Source organism: Emticicia sp. (assembly GCF_043780375.1).
Lineage (GTDB): Bacteria > Bacteroidota > Bacteroidia > Cytophagales > Spirosomataceae > Emticicia.
In genome coordinates, this window is the sequence record NZ_JAYWCU010000278.1 from 1 (window position 1) to 21,423 (window position 21,423).

At 36.4% G+C, this 21,423-nt stretch carries 20 protein-coding genes; 7 read left to right on the top strand and 13 right to left on the bottom strand.

The genetic code is table 11. The features are described from left to right. The coding region (locus ACH2CJ_RS20325; RefSeq protein WP_394995975.1) for an amino acid permease at window positions 1-465 on the bottom strand (465 nt) is incomplete at its 3' end. A 167-nt stretch (window positions 466-632) separates the two neighbouring features. On the opposite strand from ACH2CJ_RS20325, the gene ACH2CJ_RS20330 reads away from it, so the two are divergent. Further along, window positions 633-1,913, top strand: coding sequence for a 3-deoxy-D-manno-octulosonic acid transferase (locus ACH2CJ_RS20330; RefSeq protein WP_394995977.1), 1,281 nt, complete (start codon window positions 633-635; stop codon window positions 1,911-1,913). Here ACH2CJ_RS20330 and ACH2CJ_RS20335 read toward each other — a convergent pair. From ACH2CJ_RS20335 to argB, 3 genes are read right to left on the bottom strand one after another with little or no spacing between them, the layout of a single operon-like run. Further along, window positions 1,896-2,339 (bottom strand): DMT family transporter, encoded by a 444-nt coding sequence (locus ACH2CJ_RS20335; protein ID WP_394995980.1) that lies wholly within the window; start codon window positions 2,337-2,339, stop codon window positions 1,896-1,898. The genes ACH2CJ_RS20330 and ACH2CJ_RS20335 overlap by 18 nt on opposite strands. Next, the gene (locus tag ACH2CJ_RS20340; RefSeq protein WP_394995982.1) at window positions 2,336-3,415 is read right to left on the bottom strand and encodes a M20 family metallo-hydrolase; all 1,080 of its coding nucleotides are present in this window, start codon (window positions 3,413-3,415) and stop codon (window positions 2,336-2,338) included. The genes ACH2CJ_RS20335 and ACH2CJ_RS20340 overlap by 4 nt, the downstream gene beginning before the upstream one ends. A 37-nt stretch (window positions 3,416-3,452) precedes the next feature. After that, entirely contained in the window at window positions 3,453-4,241 is a 789-nt protein-coding gene (gene argB, locus ACH2CJ_RS20345) for an acetylglutamate kinase (RefSeq protein ID WP_394995985.1), read from the bottom strand. A gap of 86 nt (window positions 4,242-4,327) precedes the next feature. Here argB and ACH2CJ_RS20350 point away from each other — a divergent pair, with 86 nt between their 5' ends. Together ACH2CJ_RS20350 and ACH2CJ_RS20355 are read left to right on the top strand one after the other, a co-directional pair. Continuing rightward, window positions 4,328-5,482, top strand: coding sequence for a trans-sulfuration enzyme family protein (locus ACH2CJ_RS20350; RefSeq protein ID WP_394995987.1), 1,155 nt, complete (start codon window positions 4,328-4,330; stop codon window positions 5,480-5,482). Window positions 5,483-5,599: 117 nt separating this feature from the next. Next, complete coding sequence (locus ACH2CJ_RS20355; protein ID WP_394995989.1) at window positions 5,600-7,183, top strand: S8 family serine peptidase; 1,584 nt, start codon at window positions 5,600-5,602, stop codon at window positions 7,181-7,183. Window positions 7,184-7,325: 142 nt separating this feature from the next. On the opposite strand, the gene ACH2CJ_RS20360 is transcribed toward ACH2CJ_RS20355, so the two are convergent. The 6 genes from ACH2CJ_RS20360 to ACH2CJ_RS20385 all read right to left on the bottom strand — a co-directional run bounded on the left by ACH2CJ_RS20360 (window position 7,326) and on the right by ACH2CJ_RS20385 (window position 14,232). After that, complete coding sequence (locus tag ACH2CJ_RS20360; protein WP_394995992.1) at window positions 7,326-7,955, bottom strand: hypothetical protein; 630 nt, start codon at window positions 7,953-7,955, stop codon at window positions 7,326-7,328. Then, the gene (locus ACH2CJ_RS20365) at window positions 7,952-9,085 is read right to left on the bottom strand and encodes a glycoside hydrolase family 26 protein (protein ID WP_394995994.1); all 1,134 of its coding nucleotides are present in this window, start codon (window positions 9,083-9,085) and stop codon (window positions 7,952-7,954) included. The genes ACH2CJ_RS20360 and ACH2CJ_RS20365 overlap by 4 nt, the downstream gene beginning before the upstream one ends. Before the next feature lie 13 nt (window positions 9,086-9,098). After that, window positions 9,099-10,652 (bottom strand): serine hydrolase domain-containing protein, encoded by a 1,554-nt coding sequence (locus ACH2CJ_RS20370; protein ID WP_394995996.1) that lies wholly within the window; start codon window positions 10,650-10,652, stop codon window positions 9,099-9,101. A gap of 213 nt (window positions 10,653-10,865) precedes the next feature. Continuing rightward, window positions 10,866-11,717, bottom strand: a complete 852-nt coding sequence (gene nadC / locus ACH2CJ_RS20375) for a carboxylating nicotinate-nucleotide diphosphorylase (RefSeq protein WP_394995999.1) — start codon at window positions 11,715-11,717, stop codon at window positions 10,866-10,868. 30 nt (window positions 11,718-11,747) lie between these two features. Continuing rightward, window positions 11,748-12,509, bottom strand: coding sequence for a type III pantothenate kinase (locus ACH2CJ_RS20380; RefSeq protein ID WP_394996021.1), 762 nt, complete (start codon window positions 12,507-12,509; stop codon window positions 11,748-11,750). A gap of 70 nt (window positions 12,510-12,579) precedes the next feature. Beyond that, window positions 12,580-14,232, bottom strand: coding sequence for an ArnT family glycosyltransferase (locus tag ACH2CJ_RS20385; protein WP_394996002.1), 1,653 nt, complete (start codon window positions 14,230-14,232; stop codon window positions 12,580-12,582). 236 nt (window positions 14,233-14,468) lie between these two features. Here ACH2CJ_RS20385 and ACH2CJ_RS20390 point away from each other — a divergent pair, with 236 nt between their 5' ends. Next, window positions 14,469-15,260 (top strand): LuxR C-terminal-related transcriptional regulator, encoded by a 792-nt coding sequence (locus ACH2CJ_RS20390; RefSeq protein WP_394996005.1) that lies wholly within the window; start codon window positions 14,469-14,471, stop codon window positions 15,258-15,260. A gap of 249 nt (window positions 15,261-15,509) precedes the next feature. Here ACH2CJ_RS20390 and lipB read toward each other — a convergent pair whose 3' ends face one another. Beyond that, window positions 15,510-16,256, bottom strand: a complete 747-nt coding sequence (gene lipB / locus ACH2CJ_RS20395; RefSeq protein ID WP_394996008.1) for a lipoyl(octanoyl) transferase LipB — start codon at window positions 16,254-16,256, stop codon at window positions 15,510-15,512. A gap of 262 nt (window positions 16,257-16,518) precedes the next feature. Here lipB and def point away from each other — a divergent pair, with 262 nt between their 5' ends. Next, entirely contained in the window at window positions 16,519-17,094 is a 576-nt protein-coding gene (gene def, locus ACH2CJ_RS20400; protein WP_394996010.1) for a peptide deformylase, read from the top strand. A 56-nt stretch (window positions 17,095-17,150) separates the two neighbouring features. After that, window positions 17,151-17,939, top strand: coding sequence for an amidohydrolase (locus tag ACH2CJ_RS20405; protein ID WP_394996012.1), 789 nt, complete (start codon window positions 17,151-17,153; stop codon window positions 17,937-17,939). Here ACH2CJ_RS20405 and recF read toward each other — a convergent pair. After that, entirely contained in the window at window positions 17,906-19,003 is a 1,098-nt protein-coding gene (gene recF, locus ACH2CJ_RS20410) for a DNA replication/repair protein RecF (protein WP_394996014.1), read from the bottom strand. The two genes, ACH2CJ_RS20405 and recF, sit on opposite strands and share 34 nt — an antisense overlap. Before the next feature lie 241 nt (window positions 19,004-19,244). Between recF and ACH2CJ_RS20415 the strand changes: the two genes are divergently transcribed. Then, window positions 19,245-20,594, top strand: coding sequence for a sugar porter family MFS transporter (locus ACH2CJ_RS20415; RefSeq protein WP_394996016.1), 1,350 nt, complete (start codon window positions 19,245-19,247; stop codon window positions 20,592-20,594). Window positions 20,595-20,797: 203 nt separating this feature from the next. Here the strand turns inward: ACH2CJ_RS20415 and ACH2CJ_RS20420 are convergent. Next, a partial coding sequence (locus tag ACH2CJ_RS20420) for a hypothetical protein (RefSeq protein ID WP_394996018.1) occupies window positions 20,798-21,423 on the bottom strand: 626 nt, incomplete at its 5' end.

The window sequence follows — 21,423 nt, forward strand, 5'->3', positions numbered from 1 at the left end:
TAATGAAAAATTGGCAGATTGTTTCATTCCAAATACGTTAATGGCAATAAAAACAATGTATGAAACAATAGCTGTGGTGAGAATAGGAATATCAGGATTTAGAAAATTGGTATAGCTTCCCAACGCCATTGCAATAGCGGGCGGAGCTAAAACAAAGTCAACTAAAGTTGCAAAACCAGCGATGAAACCTCCAACGGGGCCAATCGCTCGAAAAGCATAAGCAAATGGGCCACCAGCGTCAGGAATAGAAGTGGTGAGTTCGGTATATGAAAAAATAAATGTGAGATATAAAACCGTAACGAGTAACACTGAAATCAAAAAGCCAACTGTTCCTGCTGCAGCCCAGCCATAATTCCAGCCAAAATATTCGCCCGAAATGACCATTCCGACAGCAATTGCCCATAGTTGAGTAGTTCCCAATACTTTTTTTAACCCAATTTTACTACCATCAGGAATTTCTGTCATTGTTTGAATTATATTTTTAGAATTGTGAAATTAATAAAATTGTTAGGTTTTGAGTGTTTTTTTATAAATTTGTTTTTTGTATAACAACTTTCGAAGTTGTTTAAGACGATGTTTTTTCTTCAACTTTTTACTATTTAAAACAAGTTATAAATTTGTTTTACTAAATAATGCTCAATCTACTTTATAACCTCTCTATACACAGTTATTTATTCATTATCAGCCTTTTAGCTCCATTTAACTCAAAAGCTAAACTCTGGATTAATGGTAGAAAGGACATTTTTAAACAGCTAAAATTGGCAATTGATGAACAAAATTCACGTCAAAAAATCGCTTGGTTTCATTGTGCATCTTTGGGTGAGTTTGAACAAGGAAGACCAGTTATTGAGGCATTTCGAGCAAAATATTCTACCTATAAAATCTTAATAACGTTCTTTTCTCCTTCGGGTTTTGAAGTTAGGAAAAATTATGTTGGGGCGGACTTTATCTTTTATTTACCAGCCGATACACCCGAAAATGCTCGAAAATTCATAGAAATTGTTAAACCATCCATTGCATTTTTTGTGAAATATGAGTTTTGGCGAAATTATCTTTCTGAACTGAAAAAAAATGAAATTCCTGTTATTTCATTTTCTGCAATCTTCCGTCCAAATCAATTGTTTTTCAAGTCTTATGGCAGTTTTTATCGACAAGTTTTAAAGCAATTTGACCATATTTTGGTGCAAAATCAAGAATCTTTTGATTTGCTACAAAGTATTGATATTAAGGCTATTACATTGGCAGGAGATACTCGTTTCGACCGTGTAAAACAAATTGTTGATGCGAAGAGCGGAACGCCGCCCGAAGACATTCAGATTGCCAAAGATTTTAAGGCAAACCGACAAGTATTTATGGTTGGTTCGGCATGGCAAACTGATATGGAAGTTTTGATTCCATTTATGAATTCCTTGAAAAATGATACAAATATTGCCTTTGTTATTGCTCCCCATGAAATTCATCGAGAAGAAATTTTTGCTTGGCAAAAGCAAATACAAACACCGAGTATTTGTTTTTCAGAAGTAAAACCAGAAACACAATTAATTGATTATCAGGTGCTTATCATTGATAATATCGGAATGTTGTCGTCGCTTTATCAATATGCCGATTATGCTTTTATTGGTGGTTCGTTTGGAAAAGGCTTGCACAATATCTTGGAAGCTGCTACTTTCGGAATGCCTATTTTTTTTGGCAATAAAGCCTACCATAAATTTCAAGAAGCCAATGATTTGATTCGTTTAGGTGGAGCTTTTTCTGTAGCTTCTACTGATGATATGTTGTTGATATTCAACGAGTTACATATAAATAAGGCTAAAAAAACACAAGCAGCCAAAGTTTGCCGAAATTATGTTTTGAGTAATGTAGGAGCTACCGAAAAAGTATTGAAAATAGTGGCTTTAATTCTTAACGATTAAATAAACGCCAACAACGATTAGTAGGCCACCCGCAATTCGCCAGCCACTAATTTGATGAAGTTTAAAACCCAAAATTCCGAAATGGTCGAACAACATGGCTGTTAATAACTGCCCTGCAACAATGAGTGCAATCATGTTTGCAGAACCAATTTTTTGAACGCTCAAAATAACAGTTGTTACAAAAAATGCTCCTAAAATTCCGCCAGTCAATTTCCACCATTCGAGCGATTTTAGGGTTGTCAGTGTGGGTACAGACTCTTTGAAAAATGGTGTTATCAAAATCAAACCCAGCAAACCTGTTGAAAAAGAAATGATTGCTGCAAAAATCGGATTATTGATAGATTTTCGCAATTCAGCATTCACGCCTGATTGTGTGCTGTTGGTTACACCACACAAAAAAGCAAGTATGTATAAAATTATATTCATATTATCACTTTTTCAAGCATTTTGATATATAACTGCACTCCTTCTTCGATTTCATTTAGGTAAACATACTCGTCGGCTGTATGCGAGCGAGCTGAATCGCCAGGGCCCATTTTCAAAGAAGGACAATCAAGCAAAGCTTGGTCAGAAGTTGTGGGCGAACCATAAGTATTTCGTCCCAACGAAACACCTGCTTGAACAATTGGATGCTCTTTCGGAATACTTGACGGACGCAAACGAATCGAACGAGGAACTACTTCACTTTCTATATTTTTCTTTACTACATCTGTAATTTCTTCAAGCGTATATTGCTCAGTTACTCGAATATCAACCGTAAACTTGCATGTATCAGGCACAACGTTATGCTGCGAACCCGCATTTATCATTGTTACGCTCATCTTGATTGGTCCAAGATTTTCAGAAATCTTAGAAAACTTGTATGTTTGAAACCAATTTATATCTTTAATTGCCTTGTAAATAGCATTTTCGCCTTCATCTCTTGCGGCATGCCCCGATTTTCCATGAGCAATACAATCTAACACTAAAAGCCCTTTTTCGGCAACTGCTAAGTGCATTTGCGTTGGTTCGCCTACGATTGCAAATTCAATTTCTGGTAATTCTGGCACAACGGTTTCAAGTCCTTCACGCCCCGAAATTTCTTCTTCGGCAGTAGCTGCGATCACGATATTATATTTCAAATCATTTCTATAATAAAAATAGCAGAAAGTCGCAATCAGCGAAACTAAGCAACCACCCGCGTCATTACTACCGAGTCCGTAAAGTTTACCCTCTTTTACTAATGGATTCAACGGATTAAGTGTCCAAGAAGGATTTGGTTTTACGGTATCGTGGTGAGAATTCAATAAAACTGTAGGTTTTGAGGCATCAAAATGTTTGTTTTTTGCCCAAATATTGTTTTTTTTGCGTCGGTATGGAATATTTCTTTCTCGGAAAAATTCTTCAATAAGCCCTGCTGTTTCATCTTCTTGCTTGCTGAAAGATTCGGTTTGGATTAAATCTTTTAACAGCTCAATGGCATCTTTGGTAAGTGTTTCTACTAAATCTGAATTTTGAATCATAGTTTTTTATTCCCCGATTGGGGGTTAGGGGCTAAAGTTACGCAATTATTTGAGTTCCTTTTGTTCCTTCGGCAACTGCTTGTTTCAATTCGTCGGCATGACAAATAATTACTTTTGAAACACCACGTTGCAAAGCCGCAAAAGCGTTGTCTAATTTCGGAATCATTCCAGCATTAATTATACCCGATGCTTTGTACTGAGCATAAAGTGCAGGATTTAGTTTTGGAATCACGGAATCGTTATCGTCTGGGTCTGAAAGTACACCTTTTTTTTCGAAGCAAAAAATCAAATTTACTTCATAATTGATAGCCATTGCCACAGCTATTGCTGAAGCTTGGGTGTCGGCATTAGTATTGAGTATATTTCCTTCTTTATCAAAAGTTAAAGGTGCAAAAACAGGGGTAAGATTGTTTTGTAGAAAAGTTTTTATCAACTCATTATCTACTTTTTCCACATCTCCTACATATCCATAATCAATGTCTTTAACTGCACGTTTTTTTGCTAAAACCACACCACCGTCAGCACCTGTGAGCCCAATAGCATTGCAACCCAAAGCCTGTAATTGAGCTACAATTTGCTTATTTACGAGTCCGCCATAAACCATAGTAACTACTTCCAACATCGGCAAATCTGTGATACGTCGTCCGTCAACCATTTTGGTTTCTACGTCTAGTTTTACTGCAATTTTAGTTGCGATTTTTCCTCCACCATGAATTAAAATTTTTGATGTATTCAAAGCCGAAAAATCTTCCAAAAATTGCTTGCACGAGCGTGGATTATCAATAACGTTTCCACCTATTTTGATGATATTGAGTTTTTGCTTCATTTTAACTATATTTGTGAAGTTTATGCACGGCATAGTAATCTGTGCTATGTTACTTATGGAGTCATATATAAAATACAAAATTACGCATGAAAATTGAAACTCTTGCCATTCACGCAGGAAATCACGGAGACCTTACTTCTGGGGCAGTTGTGCCGCCACTTATTCTTTCCACAACATTTGAGCGTGCCAACGATGGTAGTTTGGTCGAAGGACGAGATATTTATACACGAGCTTCAAATCCTAATCGTAGAGCTTTAGAAGAAAAATTAGCTGCTCTTGAAGGTGGTAGTGAAGCAATCGCTTTCGCCTCTGGACAAGCTGCCACGATGAGTATTTTTCATGCTTTGGGTGCTGGAAGTCATATTATTCTTCCCGATGACATTTATTACAACACCAAAGTAATTATTGATAACCTTTATGCAAATTTCGGACTCACTTGTACAGAAGTTGATATGACAGATTTGAGTGCCATCAAGCGAGCAATCAAGAAAAATACCAAATTGATTTGGATTGAAACACCTTCAAATCCAAGCCTGAAAATTACTGATATTCAAGCTGTTGTAAAAATTGCGAAAGCAAAAGATATACTTGTAGCCTGCGATAATACTTGGGCAACGTCATTTTTTACTCGACCTTTCGATTTTGGAGTAGATATAATCATGCACTCAACTACTAAATATTTTGGCGGACATTCGGATATTTTAGGTGGTTGTGTGATACTTCCAGCCCTCCCTGCCTCCGATGGTGGAGTTTTAGGGGTTGCAATTCGCACTTTTCAAAGTGTTGGTGGGGCTGTTCCGTCGCCTTTTGATTGTTGGTTGTTGAATCGAAGTTTATCAACTTATGCAATCAGAATGCCTGTTCATGCCAAAAATGCTATGAAATTGGCAGTTTTTTTAGAAAACCAACCACAAATCGAAAAAGTAAATTACCCTGGATTGAAGTCTAACCAATATCACCGAATAGCTAAAAAGCAAATGATTGGTGCGGACGGCGTTCCGTGTTTTGGCGGAATGATGTCTATTCTAGTGAAAGGTGGCGAAAAACAAGCATTGGCTTTAGCTTCAAATCTTAAGATATTTAAACATGCTACGAGTTTGGGCGGTGTTGAAAGTTTAATCGAACACCGCTATTCGGTAGAAGGTCTTCATTCTAAAAGTCCAGAAAATTTACTTAGGATTTCGGTCGGAATTGAAAATATTATTGATTTAATCGCCGATTTTGAGCAAGCTTTTAAATAAATACACCATTTTGGGTTAAATAAATATCAAACATATTCGTTTACTTCGCAGTTTATTCATCATTCTGAAAGCGTTTTTTAATTATTCACTTTCTTTCTAAAACCAAATATTATTCTAATGAAAAAAATCTTTTTTTCGATTTTAATTTCCTCATTTCTTCTTCAAACAAACGCACAAGAACTTAAAACCAAAGCCAACTGGTATAACCTTGATTTCGAGAAAGACGGTGTACGTGGTATGAGCGTTGAGCGAGCGTATAGCGAACTTTTAAAGGATAAAAAATCTACTCCTGTCGTAGTTGCTGTTATTGACGGGGGCACTGATATTAATCACGAAGATTTGAAAGACCGACTTTGGACAAATACCAAAGAGATAGCAGGAAATGGCAAAGATGATGATAAAAACGGTTTTATTGACGACATCAACGGTTGGGATTTTTTGGGTGGAAAAGATGGTACTGATGTAAACCATGAACAATTAGAAATGACTCGTCTTTTAAAGCAGTTGAAAGACAAATTTGGCGAGAAACCTTCTAAAAAAATGATTCGTAAAAATAAAATTGATTACGAATTATTACAGTCTTTGCAAAAAGAATATGATGAAAAAAAGGCTGAAAGTGAGCAATATGCACCATTTTACAAGCAACTTTATACTAATTATCTTGAATCAGAGAAGGTTTTGAAAGAATACTTAAAAACCGAAATATTGACAAAAGAAACTATCGCAAGTATTGACGAAACTCTGGCAGACCGTAAAGTAAGAGCAGCCAAGAAAACCCTCGAAAAGTTTAATGAATTGGGTGCAACGGGAGCTGATATTAAAGAAGCTGCCGAACATTATGAAAATGAGCTTAAATACAATTACAACCTTGATTTTAATGCTCGTACGGTAGTTGGTGATAAACCGAATAAACTTGAATATGGAGAATATGGCAACAATGAAGTAACAGGCCCAGAAGCCGTGCACGGCACGCATGTTGCGGGTATTATAGGAGCAAATCGCAATAATAATTTAGGTATTAAAGGTGTTTGTAACGACGTAAAAATTATGGTTGTTAGAACCGTACCAGATGGAGATGAGCGAGATAAAGACGTAGCCAATGCTATTCGTTATGCTACTGATAATGGTGCTTCGATTATAAATATGAGTTTTGGGAAAAAATACTCACCAGAGAAAAAATGGGTGGATGAAGCAGTAAAATATGCACAATCGAAAGGCGTTTTGTTGATTGCAGCGGCTGGAAATGATAATTTAGATACAGATGTTGATGGACAATATCCAAATGACCAATATGATGGTGGAGGTATGGCTGAAAATTGGATTTCGGTAGGAGCATTATCTTGGAAAGCTGATGCCGATGCAGTAGCAACATTTAGCAATTATGGCAAGAAAAACGTTGATGTTTTTGCTCCAGGAGTTGATATTTATTCGACCGTTCCTGGCTCAAAATATGAGGAGAAAAGTGGAACAAGTATGGCTGCTCCAGCCACAACGGGCGTTGCTGCTTTGTTAAAATCATATTTTCCGAACTTGACTGCTGCTCAAATCAAGAAGATTATTTTAGAATCTACTACAAAAGCACCAGATTTAAGAGTAAAAAAACCAGGTTCAGACGAAATTGTAAAATTTGAAGATCTATCGGCAACTGGCGGTATCGTAAATGCTTATAATGCTGTGAAAATGGCGATGGAAATGAAATAGTTTATTAGTCGATAGACGACAGAACATAGTTGTGTACAAACAAGAAAGGCTCTTCTGCTTGTAGAAGAGCCTTTCTTGTTTGTAAAATGCTTAGGCTTGGTCAATTTTGTAACCGCCGCTTTCAATTGGTGGAAACAGAAAATTATTTCAATGCCATAAAAACTCGAGTATTAATAAAAGTCCCTTGCTCAATAACATTGGGGTTATGTGAACATACAAAAAGACCAACTAAAAGTTCTTCAGGAAAATCAATATCTGGCACTTCAACCGACCAAAAAGGTTGCCCCAATTTAGCAACTGAAACAAAATAACTTCTGCCTCGACGTTCGATTTGTAAAATATCGGCACCAAGCATCGGAATTTTTATTTCTTCGGTATTTGCCCCATTTTTCTTGCGAAATTGAAATGCCGTTAAACCGTCTAAATGAACTGTCAAACAAATCATTGCCGATGAAGTATCAACACCTGTGCGAGCAATAATTCCTGCTTTTTTATGAGCATCGCCGCCGCTTCCAATCAAAGTTGGTTGAGTGGTAATGATAAAATCGCCTTTGAGTTTTTTCCAAGCAAAATGAAACTCATCTCTTTTGAACCACATATTGTTGCCTGCACCTGTGAGCGTATATTTGCGTGAGGCGGCATCATAATTGGCTGAACCTTTATTGATTACTGGACCAATATCGGCATGGTTTTCAAATATTCCGACTTGATTCTGAGCTTTTAAGGCAACAAAACCCATCAACAAGGCAAAAGTAAAACAAAGTGTTTTCATAAGAAACCTAAAAATTTACGGTGATAAATTCTTTTCAAGTCTTTCTCAAAAAGTGTATAAGGGTCGTTATAGAATTTTATAAAATCAGGCACACTCACTTGATCGGGATAAGGGGCATAGAAATGTGTTTTACTATTTCTATCATTTCGCCAAACTAAAACATAAGATAATCGCATCTTTTCGGCTTTGAGGGCTTTGAGTAAAGATTCTGTCCACCAAGTTAAATTGGGAATTGATTCTAAGCCAGTTTCAGTAAAAGCTGCCAATTTATTGGCTTTTATGGCATAGTCAGACACTATTTTGAGCTTTTTAATACCTGATTCGAGGTTATATTTACCATCTCTACCAAAATCTCCATAGTTGTCCATGCCAACCATATCTACCCAATCATCTCCAGGATAACGCTCTAAAAACTCTTCTTCAGAAGCAAATTTATTATCTGGCGAGAACGTATAAATGAAATTGTGAACATTTAGGCTATCACGCAGATACGAAACCGTAAATTGCCAAACTTCCATAAAGTCTTCACGGCTGCAATGAGGTTTTCCCCACCAAAACCAACCACCATCAAACTCATGAAATGGTCTGAAGAGCATAGGGGCAAGTTTACCATCTTTTGCTTTAACCGAATGAGCAAAATCGCCGAGCGTTTGTAGAATTTCTTTGTATTGCTGATGATGAGACCCGCCAACTTTTATTAATGAAATAGCGGGTGCAGAAATCGAATCTCGCCAATAAAATCCACCTTTTGATGCCGGGTTTGAAAAATGCCAAGCAACGGTTGTAACACCTCCTCGTTCGTAAGTATCAACAACATTTTTTCTCAATGTTTCTTTTGTTTTTTCGATGGCCTCTTTGGGTCTTCCCGAAAGTCCACTAAAATCAATTCCGATAACAGCAGGGTGCGAACCTGTAACCGATTTTACATCCGAACGGTCAGTATCACCCATCCAACCATGCCCGTATTCGGTGGCATGTTGATGCCCAAAAAGGATTTTACTTTTGGAAATTTTTTTGAGATTTTTATAAAGAGCTTTAGTTTCTTTAGTTGCCTTTTTATCAATTTGTCCAAAGGTGAAAAACGGTATTAGTATGCTTAATATAAAGAACTTATGAGTAGTTTTAGTCATTGTTTAAAACGAATTATACTTTTAGACTTCCTATTAATTTTTCTCTTTTTTCGGGATTGTTTTTGGTGTTTTCGGCAACACTTCCCAACAAGGAAACGGTTATTTTTTCTCCTTCAAAATTGACTGTCAATTTATCGCCATGAATGGCATCAACAAATTTCAGATTAATTTGCAAAGTGCTGTCGTTCAACCAAGTAGCTGTGCCTGCAACCCTCGAAGGAACAACAATTGGGTTTGCCGAAAAAGGATTTTTTCTTTTATTTGGATTTACTTTCCATTTTCCCCACCCAAAGCCTATTTTCTGCATTCCTTGACCATAATTCAATCTCAAAACTCCTGTATCATCAAATAATCCGAAGCCTATTTCCGTAATTCCAAAGGCATTTTTTTCTACATTAAAAACCTTATCGCTATATTTCAAAGCAAGATTAGACTTTACATTTCCTTTTAGAACTGGTAATGACAGTTCACTAATATCCTTTCTCAATGCCATTAATTCTGTTGAATTTTCAGATATAGACGCATTTGACATTGCTGGCAATATATTTTGATAAGCAATATCCATTGTTTTTTGTAAATTAAAACTTTCGCAAGTCATTACTAAAACGGCATCTTGTTCGGGCATTACCATACAAAATTGCCCATAAGCACCATCGCCTCTATAAAAGCCTGGTTTACAACGCCAAAACTGATAGCCGTAGCCCTGCGACCAGTCATTATCTCCTCCTTGGGAGGTGGTTTGCTTGCTTGTCGCTTCGTTTATCCAGCTTTCTGGCAGTAATTGTTTACCTTCCCATTTGCCTTTTTGGAGGTAAAATTGACCAAATTTGGCAATATCTTCGGTGCTAACTCGGAGTCCGTAACCAGCAGTATTGAGCCCTTGTGGAGATTTTTCCCAATCATATCCTTTAATGTTTAGTGGAGCAAATAGGCGAGGCTGTAGATATTCTTCTAAGGTTTTGCCAGTTACTTTATGCACAATCGCACCGAGCATATAAGTTGCTCCGGTGTTGTACATGAAGAAAGTACTTGGCTCGTGTTCTACGGTTTTTTCGAGGAATGTTTTCACCCAAGTTTGGTCAGGTTTGGCACGTATATCGGGCATAGAATCTGTATGGTGCCCAGTATTCATGGTAAGCAAATGCTTGATTTTCATTGCTTTCAAGTTTTCATTAGGCGAAGCTGGAGTTTCTTCAGGAAAAAACGCAATTACTTGGTCGTTGACTGAAATTTTGCCTTCACTCACTAAAAAACCAATGGCAGAACTCGTAAAACTCTTGGAAAGTGAATAAAGCGTATGTTTATAATCTGCTTCAAACGGCTTCCACCAACCTTCAGAAACAACATTTCCATGCCTGACAAGCATAAAACTATGCCATTCAAGTCCAGATTCTTTAGCAGCTTTCAGAAAGTTTCTGATGCCTGACGAAGAAACGCCTTGAGATTCGGGGCTTTTGCGAGGTAAATTTGAAGCAGTTTGTCCGAACGAATCGAACGAAGCAAAAAGACCTAAACCAACTGAGCTAAGCCCAGTAGTTTTGATAAAGTCTCGGCGAGAGGTTTTCATTTTTTGTAGGAGGGGTTGAATAATTTCTTAGTTCAAAATTATCCATGTCTTGCTCTAATTATAAGCGGTGGCACGAATATTTATCAAACATACAATATTATTGCATTTTTTTTTACAAAAAGTAGTACTATTTACGCCAATAGTAGCACTGTTTTAATCCCTCGATGAACGAATACAGTGTATAGACAACCCCTTTCATCGCATCGACCAAGGCTATTTTACTGCCTTCAAGCTCAAATCAAGGCTTTTGGCTGAGTGGGTAAGGTAGCCCATCGAAACATAGTCAACGCCACAATCGGCATATTCTCTTACATTTTTAGGCGAAATATTGCCCGATGCTTCGAGCGGGAAGCGACCGTCAACAATTTTTATGGCTTCTCGAATATTTTCAAAACTAAAATTATCAAGCATAATTCTAACAACTCCACCAATTTCGAGAGCTTCTCTTAATTCTGTCAAATTTCTAACTTCAATCTCTATAGGTAAATTTTTATTATTCACTTTAAGATATTCATGTGCTGCATTAAGTGCTTTTTTTATGCCTCCTGCATAATCTACATGGTTATCTTTTATCAAAATCATGTCAAATAAGCCAAAACGATGACTTACCCCACCACCGATTTGTACGCCCCATTTTTCAATCATTCGGAAACACGGTGTTGTTTTTCGAGTATCCAAAACCTTTGTTTTTGTGCCTTCAAGTAATTTTATCACCTGATTTGTAGTGGTGGCAATTCCGCTCATGCGTTGCATACAATTGAGTACCAATCGCTCAGCAGTCAAAATCGAACGGTCGCGACCTTCTACATAAAAGGCAATATCTCCATATTTTACTGGTTTTCCTTCCTTTATTAAAACCTTTACAGTCAGGTCTTTATCAACGATTTTGAAAATCATTTTTGCTAATTCAACTCCCGCCAAAATCCCTTCGTCTTTTACTAAAAGTTTGGCTTTTCCCATCGCATCAGCAGGAACTGTTGAGAGTGAAGTATGGTCGCCGTCGCCTACATCTTCGGCGAGGGCATTTTTTATAAATTTTGTGATTGCTCGTTTGTCTAATTTCATTTTTATGCTTATTTCGTTATGGATTTGACTTTAAATACTTTCCCCAATTATCCTCAAACCTTCTAAGGTTAGTTCTCGATTTACTTCTACGAACTCGCCATTTAAAGTCGAAATGATTGATGAAAGTCCACCTGTGGCAATGGCAATGCAGTCGCCGCCGAGTTCGGCACGTATTTTATGAATCATGTTTTTTACTAAACCTTCGTAGCCCCATAAAATACCCGACTGAATGGCATGAACTGAGTTTTTTCCCAAAACAGAGTTGGGGAGTTCTAAAGGCACTTCAGGCAACTGGGCAGTATTTGAAAACAAGGCTTTGACGGCTGTGCGTAAACCTGGAGCAATCGAAACACCCAAAATTTTTCCTTCTTCCGAAATTACGGTGAAAGTCAAAGCTGTTCCAAAATCAACTATTACACAATTTCGTCGATATTTCGTATAGGCGGCAACGGCATTTGCTACTAAATCGCTGCCAATTTCGTCAGGATTATCAATTGAAACCTCAATTGATGGGAAAATATGGGCATTAACTACGATTGCATCTAAGCCAAAAAGATTGTGAACTAATGACTTGAAAATGGGTGTAAGAGGAGGTACAACGCTACTCAAAACCACTTTTCCGATGTCAGAAAAACGCAGGCTATGTTCCAGAAAATATTGCCGAAAACGATATTCAAAATACACATAGTTTTCGTCTTTCAATGACTTGATTCTAAAATTATGCAGTAACTTTTCACCCTCGAAAAGTCCGAAAACGGCATCAGTATTGCCTACGTCTATGACTAATAAAATGTTCAAAAGAGTGCTGAGTTATGAGTTTAGTTCAAAGTTTGTGAATTCTTATCAATCTTTCAAATAAATTTCAGAAAACGACTTTTCGTCTTAAAAAAACAAAACCGTTTTCTTCTTTTATAATTTCTAAATTTGGGTTATTCCGATATTCGTCGAGGCGGTCAATTTTGGTTACAAAAAATACCGGTTTATCTACTTTTCCATTAAGTAACCAATTTTCATAATCACTTTCTTTTTGGTCAGGAAGTTTTGAATGAGGTTTTTGAAAATAAAATAAATGAGCATAACTTTTAAAACCTAAGGCATGAATGTATACATCTTGTCCACGTTTCGACTCATAAAAATTAATGGCTGCACCTTGTGTATATCGCTCTATTTTGGGAATAACAATAGCACCAAAAAATAACAAGCAAAAAGCAGTAGAAAGAGATAACGTACTGATAAACAGCCATTTAATTTTTTTTTCTTTTGATTTATTTATGGCAAATTTAAAGGTAATAAAAACGATAATAGCAAAATAAACAATGCCGATAAGCATTTCGGCTCCGTGCCATTCTACTGGTGCTTCGAGGTTTTTGGCGGCAAATTTATCCTTTATTAATGGTATAAATGTATCAACATTCATACCTATATACGGAATAGCTGCAAGAATGAATGAAAGAATAAAACCAACTGAAATGAGTCCAAAAGTAAGCCATTTATTCCATGAAACTTTATCCGTAAACCAATCATGCAAGAACTTTGCAGCCAAAAAAGACACAGGAAAATATGCCATTGAAGAATAATGCACAATTTTGGTTGTTACGATGCTAAATAATATCATGACAACCCAAAAGGTTGTTTTCATCAAATCGCCAAAGCTTTCTCCTTTTTTGAAAAGAGTAGCTATCGCAAAAATAGAAATGGGGAAACAGCCAATTAGCACCACAACAAAATGATAATAAAATGGCTGTCCATGCCCAGCATCGGGTGTGCTAAATAATCTAATTTGGTAAGTAATAAATTCTTTAAAAAACCATAATCCATTATTTATCAATTCGTTAGCAAACCAAATAGAGGAGATGAGTAAACACGAAGTGCCAAAAATTAAAATTTGTTTCCAGTTCAGAATAGCTTTAAATTTGGCAAAAATAGCCCAGTAAAAAAACATAGTTAATCCCCAAATAAGTCCACCCACTGGGCCTTTGGTAAGTATCGATAAGCCGATAAAAATGCCTGATAATAAGGTATTTACCAATATACGTTTCGGCTCGATTTTTGCAAGAAAACTGAAGTAAATTCCAAGGAAAATACACAAATTGAAGGTTGGGTCAATGATGCCCGACTTGAAGTAAAGATGGGGCGTAAAAGCACCTAAATAAGCCAAAGCCCAAATTAGACCAAAATTGGCATCTTTAATTTTTTTTCCTATAAAAAACAATACTAATAACGTGATTAGACCTATACAAGCATTGGGAAACCGTGCAGCAAATTCATTGACACCAAAAAAGTGCATGGCTGCTGCTTGCATCCAAAAGAAAAGTGGCGGTTTTTCCCAGAAAGGTCTAAAATTAATCTGAACTCGACTATAATTGCCTGTCAGAAGCATTTCTCTGGCCGACTCAGCAAAATTTATTTCGTCCCAATCAAATAAGTGAACGTTTCCGAGAAAAGGAAAGAAAAAACAAACACCCAGCAAAGCAATAAGATAAGGATAGTATTTTTTATTCAATTTGATATTCATTTTTTGTGGTTTCGGCTATCAAAATCCAATTTAAATTGCGTAACATACTTATTCAATAGCTAATTTTAGAAATAAAACACAAAATTGTTGAAAATTTCGGACAAAATAGCTTTTCGAGTTGCCGTACTGTTATTTAGATTTTGCTATTCGATAAGATTTAATCTAATTTTTTTTAGATTTTGCTTATTATATCGTAATATGTACCTTATTTTAACAATTAAAGATGTTTTTTGGTGATGGATTTGTCAAAAGAAATAGAAAATATTCTCAGAAAGCTCTACGAAACATTAGAGAAATTCTACCCCGAAGACAAAGAGATTGATTATGAAAAGTATTTAGAAAAATCGGGGCTCATCAATTTAGTGAACAATCAACAAGGTAATTTAATTCTATTGGTGGATGTAAAACGATTTGATTTCATCTGTGTCAGCGGAAGTGTTTTCAACAATACAGGTTATCAAATCGAAGAATTTGGCGATAATATTCCTGCAAACTTCATGAAGCTACTTGAATACAAGCATTTGTCATTTCTGAACGTTTTTGTAGTTTGGGTAATGAATATTCTTAAAAACTTACCTTTTTCTTATAAATCAAAACAACACATTAGTATTTGGGGATTAAAGTTATTTCATAAAAACGGGCAAGAAATGCGGTGGTATATGAATATAACGCCAATAGAATTTGATAAAACTTATAATCCGACGTTTATTCTTTTGACAATTCAAAATATAACGCACCTTATTAAAGGAGAAGATTATTGGATAAGAGGTGTATTTGGGGATACTGACAAAAAGATTTTTGTTTATCATTCTAACGAAGAAAAAACTGTTGCACAGGATATTATTTCGGAACGTGAAAAGGAAGTTTTAGACCATATTTCACAAGGATTAGATACCAAGCACATTGCCAGCCTGATGAGCATTAGTACAAATACCGTTGATAATCACCGACGAAATATGCTTGCCCGCACTGGTACTCGTGATACAACTGCTCTTATACAATTATGTAGGCTGATGGGTGTAGTATGATTTTTGTTTATTTTTTTGAATCTGATGCAAATGAAGGTCCGCTCAGTAAAAAAACGAAAATTTAACAAATATTTTGTCTTCAAATAAAAAGTTAAATATCTGATTATAAGTGATTTATAATTGCACAGCTTCGTATTAGTCATTCTGACTATTGCCTTATCCATAAATTTTCAGGAAATCGCATACTAAACTAAAAAACTCACTTTTTTAGTCACAGCAAAAGTTGTTTTGGGTTCATCGGGGGACATTTTATGCCCCCTTTGCCTTTTCTAAAGAATGAGCAAAAAAATCCATCTCAAATAGCTTTCCTAAATGATGTTTTAATTTGTAAGCAACTTCTTGAATATCAAGTAATTGATGAAGCTCGGTAGCCATTGAGGTAACAGCTTTGTCGTCAATGCCACATGGAACAATATTTTGAAAATAATCTAAATCGGTATTTACGTTTAGAGCAAAACCGTGCATCGTAACCCAACGGCTTGACTTTACGCCCATCGCACAAATTTTTCTTGCTATATTTGGCTCAACATGGTCAAGCCAAACACCGGTAAGTCCGTCGATTCTTCCTGCTTTAATATCGTATTCTTCTAAGGTTCTGATAACGGCTTCTTCCAAAAAACGCATATATCGATGAATATCAGTAAAGAAATTTTCTAAATCTAAAATCGGATAACCAACCAATTGCCCAGGCCCATGATAAGTAATATCGCCACCACGGTTGATTTTATAAAACTTTGCACGTTTTTCTTCTAAACCGTTTTCGTTGAGTAGTAAATTGTTTATTTTGCCACTTTTTCCGAGTGTATAAACGTGTGGATGCTGACAAAAGAGAAGATAATTAGGTGTTGTTTGTTGGTTTTCAGCAGCAAGATTTCGGTTTTGAATTTTTATATCAATTATTTCTGAAAAGAGTTTTTCCTGCGTATCCCAGCCGAGTTGATAGTCAATTAGAGCTAAATCAATAAACTGTACTATTTTATTAAGATTATTATTCATCAGTTTCGTAACTTTGTGCTAAACTTGTTTTTTTAAGAAGCCGAACCCGAAAATTAACAGTTCGAGCGATAGCGAGGCAGTTCGCAGCCGCAACTAAATTTTCTTGTTTTTTTTTCGGATAGTCGCTGCGGTTAATTTTGTGTCATGACACAAAGTAAGGCGTTGAAGAAATCAAAATCAGAAATTTTAAACAAGCATTTACAAAGGTAATACAACAAGAATGATTACTTTGAATATTATATATAGAACTTTAAAATAAAAGATGATTTACCCAATCGTTGCCTACGGAGATCCCGTTTTGCGGAAAGAAACCCGTGATATTATACAAGGAGAAATTGATGTAAAAAAATTGGCTGAAGACATGTTTGAAACCATGTATTCGGCATCGGGTGTGGGTTTGGCTGCCCCACAAATCGGGCTAAATATCAGAATGTTTGTCGTGGACGGCACGCCCATTAACGAAAGTGCCGAAACCGAAGAAGATATTGACCCATCGTTGATTGATTTCAAAAAGGTATTTATCAATGCCGAAATTTTGGAAGAAGACGGCGACGAATGGGCTTATGAAGAAGGCTGTTTGAGCATTCCAGGCATTCGGGCAGATGTTTATCGTCCTGAGTTTATCAAAATAAAATATTTTGACACCGATTGGGTTGAACATACAGAAGACTATGAAAGCCTTGCAGCACGCATTATTCAGCATGAATACGACCACGTGGATGGTATTTTGTTTACCGACCATTTGACTTCTTTGAAAAAACAAATGTTGAAGAAAAAATTAGCAAATATCTCGAAAGGCGATGTAGATGTTGAATATCGAATGAAATTTCCGAAGTGAGTTTTTCAGGCACAAAGTGATTTTATCTCAAAAGTTTAAGGTTTTTTAGCAATAAAATGTCATCTACTGTTCCAAACCTAAAAGTAACCATCATTCAAACCAATCTTTATTGGGAAGAGCCGACTGCTAATTTGGCAATGTTGGAAGAGAAGGTTTTTGGCATTTCGGAAGCTACTGATTTGATTATTTTGCCAGAAATGTTCAATTCTGGTTTTACGATGAATGCTGCTAAAATTGCCGAACCAATGAACCTAACCACGACTCGTTGGATGAAGCAAATGGCGGCTCAAACAGGGGCAGTAATCACAGGAAGTTTTATAGTGAAAGAGGGTGGAAATTATTATAATCGCTTACTTTGGGTAGAACCTTCGGGCGAAGTAGATTTTTACGACAAACGCCACCTTTTCAGGATGGCGAAGGAAAATGATGTTTTTTCGGGGGGAAATAAAAGATTGATAAAAACCATCAAAGGTTGGAAAGTCTGTCCGCTTATTTGCTACGATTTACGTTTTCCTGTTTGGAGCAGAAACGTTCATTTAGACTATGATTTGCTTATTTATGTAGCCAACTGGCCCAAAGTGCGTATGTACCCGTGGGACTCGCTTTTGGTGGCTCGTGCCATCGAAAATCAAAGTTATGTTGTTGGCGTAAACCGTGTCGGTGAAGATGGCAATGGTTTTCAATACTCTGGCAACTCTGCTGTCATTGATTTTACAGGAAAAGTATTTGTTCGAGAAATTGACGACGAAATTATTAGTCATCATACGCTTGAAAAAACGCCACTTGACGAGTTTCGCCAACGTTTTCCAGCTTATTTAGATGCCGATGGGTTTGTTCTGATATAATTTACTTCCGCCCTTACATTTTCTAAAATCTTCTCTGTTCGTTCGGGACGAGCATCGGTAATAAAAACCTGTCCAAATGTCTGATTATCAATACTTTCTATCAATTTTTGGATTCGACGGTCGTCTAATTTGTCAAAAATGTCGTCTAATAAAAGTATTGGTTTCATTTCTCTTAATTCCTGTAACATTTCAAATTGACCGAGTCTAAGAGCCATTACAAAAGATTTTTGTTGCCCTTGCGAACCAAATTTTTTGACAGGATAACGGTCAATTTCAAAAACATAATCGTCTTTATGAATGCCTTTGGTAGTGCGTTGGGCTTTCACATCTACATTTCTATTTAGTCTAAATTCCTGTGGAAATTCACCACTTGCTATTTCTGACTCATAAATAATATCTACATCTTCTCGTCCTTCGCTCAAAATCGAATAATGAATTTTGAAAATTGGTAAAAACTTTTCAATGAAATTTTTTCTTTGTTCAAAAATCCGAATGGCCAATTTTACCAAAGGGTCAGAGTAAGTATCAAGCAAATCTTGGTCTAAAAGTTTTCGTTCAAAAAATATTTTCAACAAGCTATTTCGCTGCTCCAAAAGGCGGTTATATTGCTGATAATCATATAAATACAAATTGTCCATTTGTGAAAGTACGCCATCAAAAAAACGTCTTCTATCTTCACTTCCTTCTTTAATAAGTTCAGTATCGTCGGGAGCAATCAGCACCACAGGAAACTGCCCGATATGGTCTGCAAGGCGTTCATAAGGTTTTTTGTCGTGCATCAAAACTTTCTTTTGACCACGTTGAATCGAGCAAGTAATTTGATGCTTTTTGTTGTTTTTCTTGAAAATGCCGTCAATCATCATCACATCGGCATCGTGGTTGATGCTGAGGGCATCTTGACTATGAACAGAGCTTTTGCTCAACGCCAAAAAATAGATAGCATCAAGCAAATTAGTCTTACCACTGCCGTTTTCGCCTACAATGCAATTGACCTGCTTGGAGAAAGTGAAGTTAGCTTCTTCGTAATTTTTGAAATTTGAAAGATAGATTTTTTCTAAAAACATTTGAGAATTTATACTATTCCTGTTTAAACTTTTAAAAAGTCGCTGATTCTCTATTTTATCTCAGCCTTACTTTTTGTCTTGACACAAAAAGTAACAAAAAAGTCAAGAAAATTTAAACTCGCTGTCGCTCGAACAGTAAATTTTCGGGCTTGGCTTCTAAAAATGAAGTTTAAACAAGGTCAAATTTAGGTATTTTTCGTGAAAAATTACTTTATTTGTAGCTTACTTTAACCTATGCTCTATGAACAAAAACTTGCTTCTTTATTTCATTGCCGCCGTGGCAGCTACTGGCGGATTACTTTTTGGATTCGATACTGGCGTAATTAATGTTGCCTTACCCTCGCTTCGAGAGCGTTTTCATCCTAGTCCCGAAATGGAGGGTTTTATTGTGAGTGCAGTTTTGTTTGGTGGAATGGCAGGCCCTTTTATCAGTGGCCCATTGACGGATGTTTTAGGTCGAAAAAAAATCAATATTGTCGCTTCATTGGTTTTTGTGGTTGGTTCAATTATCGCCGCCATTGCACCTTCTGTAACTTTTCTGATAATTGGTCGTTTATTTTTGGGTTTGGCAATCGGTATTGTGGCATCAACAGTACCTCTTTATTTGGCCGAAATTGCTCCAACTAACCAAAGAGGTAGATTAGTAACATTTTTTCAATTTGCTATCACACTCGGAATTTTGCTTTCGTATGTGGTTGGTTATTTCTTTGCCGACCAAGTAGATGGCTGGAGAAGTATGTTTTGGGCGGGTTTTATTCCTGCGGTAGCCTTATTGATTGGAATGTTTTTTGTTCCCGAAAGTCCACGTTGGTTAATTGGCAAAGGGCGTGATGCCGAGGCTCTTGAAGTGTTGAACCGTTTGCGTGAACCAGAGCAAGCTCTGTTGGAAGTTGCTCAAACCAAACAAATTATTGAAGACGAAAAACACAACAAAGGCGACTGGCGAATGCTGTTCAGCAAGCGTTTACGTATTCCGTTGTTTATTGGAATCGGAATTTTCTTTATACAACAGTTTTCGGGCATCAATGCAATCATTTATTTCTCGACTGATATATTTAAAAATGTTTTTCCTGATGGCGGAACAGCGGCTTTGGCAACGGTTGGAGTAGGAATCATCAACGCATTATCAACATTTGTGGCGATTTTGATATTAGATAAATTTGGTAGGAAACAAATTCTCTACACAGGGCTTATCGGAACAGCTATTTGCTTGGCAACAGTTGGTTTGGCATTTTATTTGAAAGATTCGCTTAGCCCCGAAATACAAAAAATAATGCTTGTGGGTGGAGTTTATGTCTATATCATTTTCTTTGCCATCAGCCTTGGGCCGCTCGGTTGGTTATTGATTTCAGAGATTTATCCTTTAAAAATTAGGGGTTTTGCTTCAAGCATGGGAAGTTTCAATCATTGGCTCTTTGATGCAGGTGTAGCTTATTCATTTCCGATTTTAGCAGCAACTTCACTCGGTACAAATGGAGGTATTTTTGGTATTTATATGATGGTTGTGCTACTCGGATTACTCTTTGCTAAATACATAGTTTTTGAAACAAAAGGAATGAGTTTAGAAGAGATTGAGAAGAGATATAATTAAGAAAATTGACTTGAATAAATATTTAATGTATCGTATATTTATACGGTACATTAAATATCAACATGATAAAGTGTTATTATCATGAATTTACAATATATTGTTGATGTGCAAGGAAAACTAGAGCGGTAATAATTCCGATTGAAGAATGGAATAATATCACAGCAAAACACCCATATTTGGAAGTATTAAAAAAAACAAAGCCCTCACTTTACCTTCAAATACTTCTGAAAAGCCATTGCAACCAAAGCAGTAGTATAAGCGTCAGATGTAAAATAAAGCATATTTCTGACTACCGTTCCTCCCGAAAAATATACGCCTCCTTTCCAAAAAACTTGTTTGTTTTCTCTTTCTTTTTTTGAATAAAGAAAATATATCGACTTGTCTATCAATGTTTTAGGTATTTCAATACCCGATTCTTTCAAATATAGCATCGACAACGTTGCATAAGCTGTTGATTGTAAAACATCATGTTTATTTACAATTTTCTTACTTTCATAGCTCCCATCTTGCTTTTGAGTTTTTGATAAATGTTGTATTAAAAGTTGGGCAGTTTTTAGCAAAGCAGTATCGCCTGCCGCCAAAGCTCGTGCCACTGCAAAATGCAAATGATAACGATTTGGGTAATAAATACCCATGCGATTCCAACGCCCTCGTGTAGTATGTTTTTCTATAAACTTATTGGCCGAAACACTTCCATTACTTGCTTGGCGAAGGTTATTTTTACTTAAATAAGTCAACACATTAGCATTGACAACTACATCTAAATCATTTGTTCCCCACGGAATATAGGCTTTGTAAGGATGCGGATATGCAATGCTAATCGGTAGAA